The 5,127-nt window shown below is 67.1% G+C and carries 4 protein-coding genes; 3 read left to right on the top strand and 1 reads right to left on the bottom strand.

Going from position 1 to position 5,127, the window contains the following annotated elements; all coding sequences use genetic code 11:
- The first annotated feature begins 85 nt into the window (after positions 1-85).
- A complete protein-coding gene (locus ACRDUX_RS05955; RefSeq protein WP_526411944.1) occupies positions 86-382 on the top strand; it encodes a hypothetical protein in 297 nt (98 codons plus the stop codon).
- Here the strand turns inward: ACRDUX_RS05955 and ACRDUX_RS05960 are convergent.
- A complete protein-coding gene (locus tag ACRDUX_RS05960; protein WP_526411946.1) occupies positions 363-1,754 on the bottom strand; it encodes a glycoside hydrolase family 27 protein in 1,392 nt (463 codons plus the stop codon). The genes ACRDUX_RS05955 and ACRDUX_RS05960 overlap by 20 nt on opposite strands.
- Before the next feature lie 169 nt (positions 1,755-1,923).
- On the opposite strand from ACRDUX_RS05960, the gene ACRDUX_RS05965 reads away from it, so the two are divergent.
- Positions 1,924-3,846 (top strand): ArnT family glycosyltransferase, encoded by a 1,923-nt coding sequence (locus ACRDUX_RS05965; RefSeq protein ID WP_526411948.1) that lies wholly within the window; start codon positions 1,924-1,926, stop codon positions 3,844-3,846.
- A gap of 92 nt (positions 3,847-3,938) precedes the next feature.
- Positions 3,939-5,069 carry a DKNYY domain-containing protein gene (locus ACRDUX_RS05970; protein WP_526411950.1) on the top strand — a complete coding sequence of 377 codons (1,131 nt, stop codon included), beginning with the start codon at positions 3,939-3,941 and terminating at the stop codon, positions 5,067-5,069.
- The last annotated feature ends 58 nt before the right edge of the window (positions 5,070-5,127 follow it).

A 5,127-nucleotide genomic window follows, 5' to 3' on the forward strand; every position in this document is an offset into this window, starting at 1 on the left:
GCTCGGCGCCGTGATGCTGATCCTCGCCATCGGTTTCAACATCGTCTTCCACTAACCAGGTCTTGCACTAGATCGGAGCCCGAAAATGGCCGTCCCCCACGCGAATAGAGTGCTATCGCAGCTGTTCGACATCCGCAACATCATCGGCGCGCTGCTCGCCATCTACGGCGTCGTTCTGACCATCGCCGGGTTCGTGCCCGCGGTCCTGCGCGATCACCACGACCCGGCGGCGGCGGGCAACCGCTCCGACCTGTACATCGGCACGGAGGCCAACTGGTGGGTGGGGCTGTTCCTGCTCGTCGTTGCGGCCGGCTTCATCATCTGGGCGCTGGTGCGCCCACTGAAGGCCGACGAAGCCCCCGCTACCGACAGCCCGGAGTGATTCGCAACAACGTGACCGCGTGCGGCGCCACCGTGCCACCTGTGATGGCGCCGGTCGTGGTGGTCTCGCTGTGCGCCCACAGGTCTCGCACGGTGTAGCAGGACGCCGCAGCGATGGCGATCGCTGCGGCGTCGGTGCCGATGGTGGCAGGCGTGTCCGCGCGATTGAAGAAGGCGGCGGCGACGGCGCCATTCTCGAGCGGCCGCACCAGCACCCGCGGGTCGGCAGGCAGTGGCCGGGCGGGTCGCACCAGCGGGTCCTGGTCGACGGCGATGACGTCGCGGTTGGTGAGGATCTCGCGGGTCGTCGCCGACATGGCCCGGATGTCGTTGCCCGCGATCAGGGGCGCTGCCAGCATCGCCCACAACGAGAAGTGCGCACGTTGCTCGGTATCGGAGAGGTTCGGTTGGGTGTCGAGCAGGTGGGTCAACTGCAGATCCGACATCGCCGCCATCGCATGAAGGTCCTCGAGCTGGTCCGGACGGACGTCGCCGACGGTGAGGTGCTTGCGGATCGACGGATAGTGGCCCGCGACATACTGATTCCAGCCCAGCCCCGCCACGAGCATGTCGGCGTCATTCCAGTAACCGGGTCTGCTGGGAACGGCCGCGGCGGCGCCAGCGAATTCGTCGGGTACCCCGAGCTCCGAACCCGCGGCGAAGGAGTCGAAGGGTCCCAGTGTGGGCATCGCGTCGCGCCACACCGGGACCAGATCGGCGGTGGCGCGGGTCATGTCGGCGATCTGCGACCAGTCGTAACGTTCCCCGGCGGTGTGATCGCCACCGCTGTTGGGGTTGATGCCGTAGACGATGTGCCTGCCGCTGGCCCGCAACGCGTCGCGCATCGCCGTGAAGACCCGCACCTGCTCCTGATGGTCCGCGTCGAGCCGGCACCAGTCGTACTTCAGGAAGTCAACGCCCCAGGCCGCGAACGTCCGTGCATCGGTGGTCTCGTGGCCCGCGCTGGCGATCGCAGGATTGACGCTGCAGCGCTCGTTGAACGGGCTGGCATACAGGCCGAGCAGCATGCCGCGGTCGTGAGCGTAGCGGGCCAGTGCGGCGATGCCGTGCGGAAAGCGGGTGGGGTCGGGCTGCAGGTCGCCCGCGGGTCCGCGCTGGTTGTCCCAGCCCGCGTCGAGGTTGACGTACCGATAGCCGGCATCCCGCATCCCCGAGGACACCATCGCGTCGATGGTCTCCTCGACCGTCTGCTCGGTGAGCTCGGTGCCGGAGTTCCAGGAGTTCCACCCCATCGGCGGGGTCAGGGGGAGTGCGTGATCTTGGGGTGCGGCGTCGCGTGGTGCGGCGCACCCGGTGAGCACGGCTGCGACGGCGGTCACACACGCGACGTACGCGCGGAGCGGGATGCGCATTGAAGGGTTCCCTCCAGGGCTCCTGGTCCGACCAGGGAATGACGGCGGCGACGACGTCGTCTCAGGTAACGAGCGTAGTCGCGATCAGTTACCGCAACGATGCGAGCATCCCAGCGTTCTCACCGCTTCCACACAGGTCCGTCGACGGTAAGGCTGACTAACTGGCTGTGTGACAACGACGTTGGAACCGCCTGCCACGACAACTGAGACCGCCGAACCGGCCCGTTCGCCAAGGTTCACCCGTCGCACCTGGGATCGCCTCGGATACGGCATCCTGCTTGCGGCGACGGCGGTCATGTACCTGTGGAACATCACCATCAACGGGATGGGCAACCAGTTCTACGCAGGTGCCGCGCAGGCCGGGTCGAAGAACTGGGAGGCCCTGCTGTTCGGGTCGCTGGACTCCCAGAACTTCATCACCGTCGACAAGCCACCCGTGTCGCAGTGGGTGATGGGTCTGTCCGGGCAGATCTTCGGCTTCGGCAGCGCCAGCATGCTGATCCCCGAGGCGCTCATGGCCGTCGCCACGGTGGCGCTGCTCTACGCCGCAGTCCGCCGGATCAGCGGACCGAACGCGGCGCTGCTCGCCGGGGCGGCGTTCGCGCTCACGCCGGTCGCGGCGGTGATGTTCCGGTTCAACAACCCCGATGCGGTGATGGTGCTGCTGATGATGGCTGCCGTCTACTGCGCGGTCCGCGCCCTCGAGCACGCCAGCGGAAAGTGGATCGCCCTGGCGGGCGTCGCGCTGGGTTTCGCGTTCCTCGCCAAGATGCTGGAAGGCATCATGGTGATGCCCGCGATCGGTCTGGTCTATCTGATCGCCGCGCCGACGTCGGTCCGCAGGAGGCTGCTGCACCTGCTCGGGGCACTGGTCGCCTTCCTCGCCTCGGCGGGCTGGTTCGTCCTGCTGACCCTGCTGTGGCCTGCCTCGTTGCGGCCATACATCGCCGGCTCGACGGACAACAACTTCATGAACCTGGTCCTGGGTTACAACGGGTTCGCGCGCGTCCTGGGCAAAGGCAACAACAATTTTCAGCCAAGTCCCGACGTCGGGGCTGCGGCAGGCGCAACGTTCGAGGTCAATCACGGTCACCACGGCGGGTTCGGCGGCTTCGGCAGCGACCCGCAAGGGGTGACGCGGATGTTCACCGGTGAGTTCGGGTTCGAGATCGGCTGGCTGCTCCCCGCGGCACTGCTCGCCTTGGTGCTGGTGCTCATCTCACGGCGCCGGGCCCCGCGCACCGACCTCGTTCGGGCGGGGGCCATAGTGTTCGGCGTCTGGATGCTGGTCGACGGGCTCGTCCTCAGCTACATGAAGTCGATGGTCCACCCCTACTACTGCCTCTCGTTCGTGCCCGCCGTGTGCGGCATGTTGGCGATCGGCATCCACGAGGCGTGGGACAAGCGGGACTCGTGGTTCGGTCGCGGCTCTCTGGCGGCGATGATCCTCGGCACCGGAGTCTGGAGCTGGTGGATTCTGGGTCGCAACGCCGAATGGATGCCGGCACTGCGCTGGGCGATCCTCGCCGTCACCGTCGTCGCGACCGCCGGACTGCTGCTCGCGGTGAGGTCGCAGGCGCGCCACCGCTTGGCGGTCGCGGCGCTGATGGTCGGGTTGATCGGCGGGGTGCTTGGTGGCGCCGCCGCGTACTCGTTCGCGACGCTCGGCCAACCCCACGAGGGTGGTGGCCCCACGGTCGGACCCGCCAGGGCCGACGGACACCGCGGCGGGAATTGGGGCCAGGACGACAACGCCCAGCTGGAGGCCTTGCTGCGCAACACCCACACCGACTGGTCGGCGGCCATCAACCGCTCCAACGGCGCTGCCGGCCTCGAATTGTCCACGGACACCGCGGTGATGGCCATCGGTGGATTCGGCGGAAGCGACCCGGCGCCGACGTTGGGCGAGTTCCAACAGGACGTCGCCAACCACCGGATCACCTACTACATCGCCCCGTCGGACGAGCATCGTCCCGGAGGATTCGGCCCTCGCGCGGCGCACACCGACATCACGAAGTGGGTGGCGGCGCACTTCACTCCGACGACGGTCGGGACCGACACGGTCTACGACCTCACGGCGCCTGCCAAGTGACGGTCGCGGCCGGCCAGACGGGCAGCGGGACTTAGGATGTGACGGCGGCGCGAGCCGCAGGGCGACGTGGCCCCTGGCGGGGAGGACGGTCGATGAACATGTCGGTCAGCGGTCCGCCGCCACCGGCTGGGCACGAGCGCCCGATCATTCCCTATGACGTCTTCGCTGCGGCGCAGTTCTATCTGTCGACCGGGCGGACGTTGGACGACGTCCTACCGTTGCTCGGGCTGACCAAATCGCAGTGGGAGCCGCTGAATACGGCCTATGCCCGTCTGGCCCTGTGGGAATGGGGTTATCAGGACTATTTCGGGGAAGCCGACGACACTGCGATCGTGCGGATGATCCTCGGCCCGCGCTGGACGCTCAACGAGCCGGATCCGGTATCGCTGCAATCGTGTGCCCGCCACATTCGCAAGGCCGCCATCGGCAATCCACGGATCGGACCCTTCGAGCACGTCGACTGGACCGCGGAGCACATCGCCGATCACGCGGAGGCGAGCCTGGTTTACTACAGTCACGACGGCAGCCAGGTCTACTACGACGGGGCGCCACTGATCGACAAGGCCGGGGTGGCCATCCAACCGGATCCGACGAGTTTCGAGTGGATCGGTGGTCGGTGGCTGCGCGATGCCGCCCATGTCTACGGGCAGGGGCAACACGGCGGCCGCAATCCCAAGCCCTATTGGTTCACCGTCGTCGACGCTGACCGGCTCAGCTTCGAAGTGCTGAACCTGCGCTACGCCAAGGACTTCCGTCGTGCCTACTACATCACCGACAAGACGATCCGGACCAAGAGCCCCGACGCATTCGAAGTCATTCCCGAAGTCCGACTGAACTTTCGCGACGGACTGGTGGAACCGCTCGTCGATACCAGCGTCTTCGCCCGCGACGACGAGTGCGTCTACTTCTACGGCGTCAGACTTCGCGGCGCGAAACCGCAGTGTTTCGCCGATCTTGGGCACGGATACGCGGCCGACGGGGAAAGCGTCTGGTTCTACGACGACAAGCGGCTCATCGATGGTGCCGAGGCCGCGACCTTTCGGGTGCCCGGCCCCGGCGAACCCAACCCGGGGCACGGGCTCGTCTGCGATCGATTCCGCGTGTATCGCCATGGCGAACCGGTCGATCCGACGGAGCACTTCGACCAGTGGCGGCCGTTCTTCGAGTTTCACACCGAGTTCGACGACTGGTGGTGGCATCGCCTAGAGGAGAGCCATACCTAGAAGTCGGCCCGCGGCGGCCGACGAAAGGCGTTGCGGTACGCCGACGGAGTGGTCGAGG

This window comes from Mycobacterium sp., from assembly GCF_050701675.1.
Taxonomy (GTDB): Bacteria; Actinomycetota; Actinomycetes; order Mycobacteriales; family Mycobacteriaceae; genus Mycobacterium.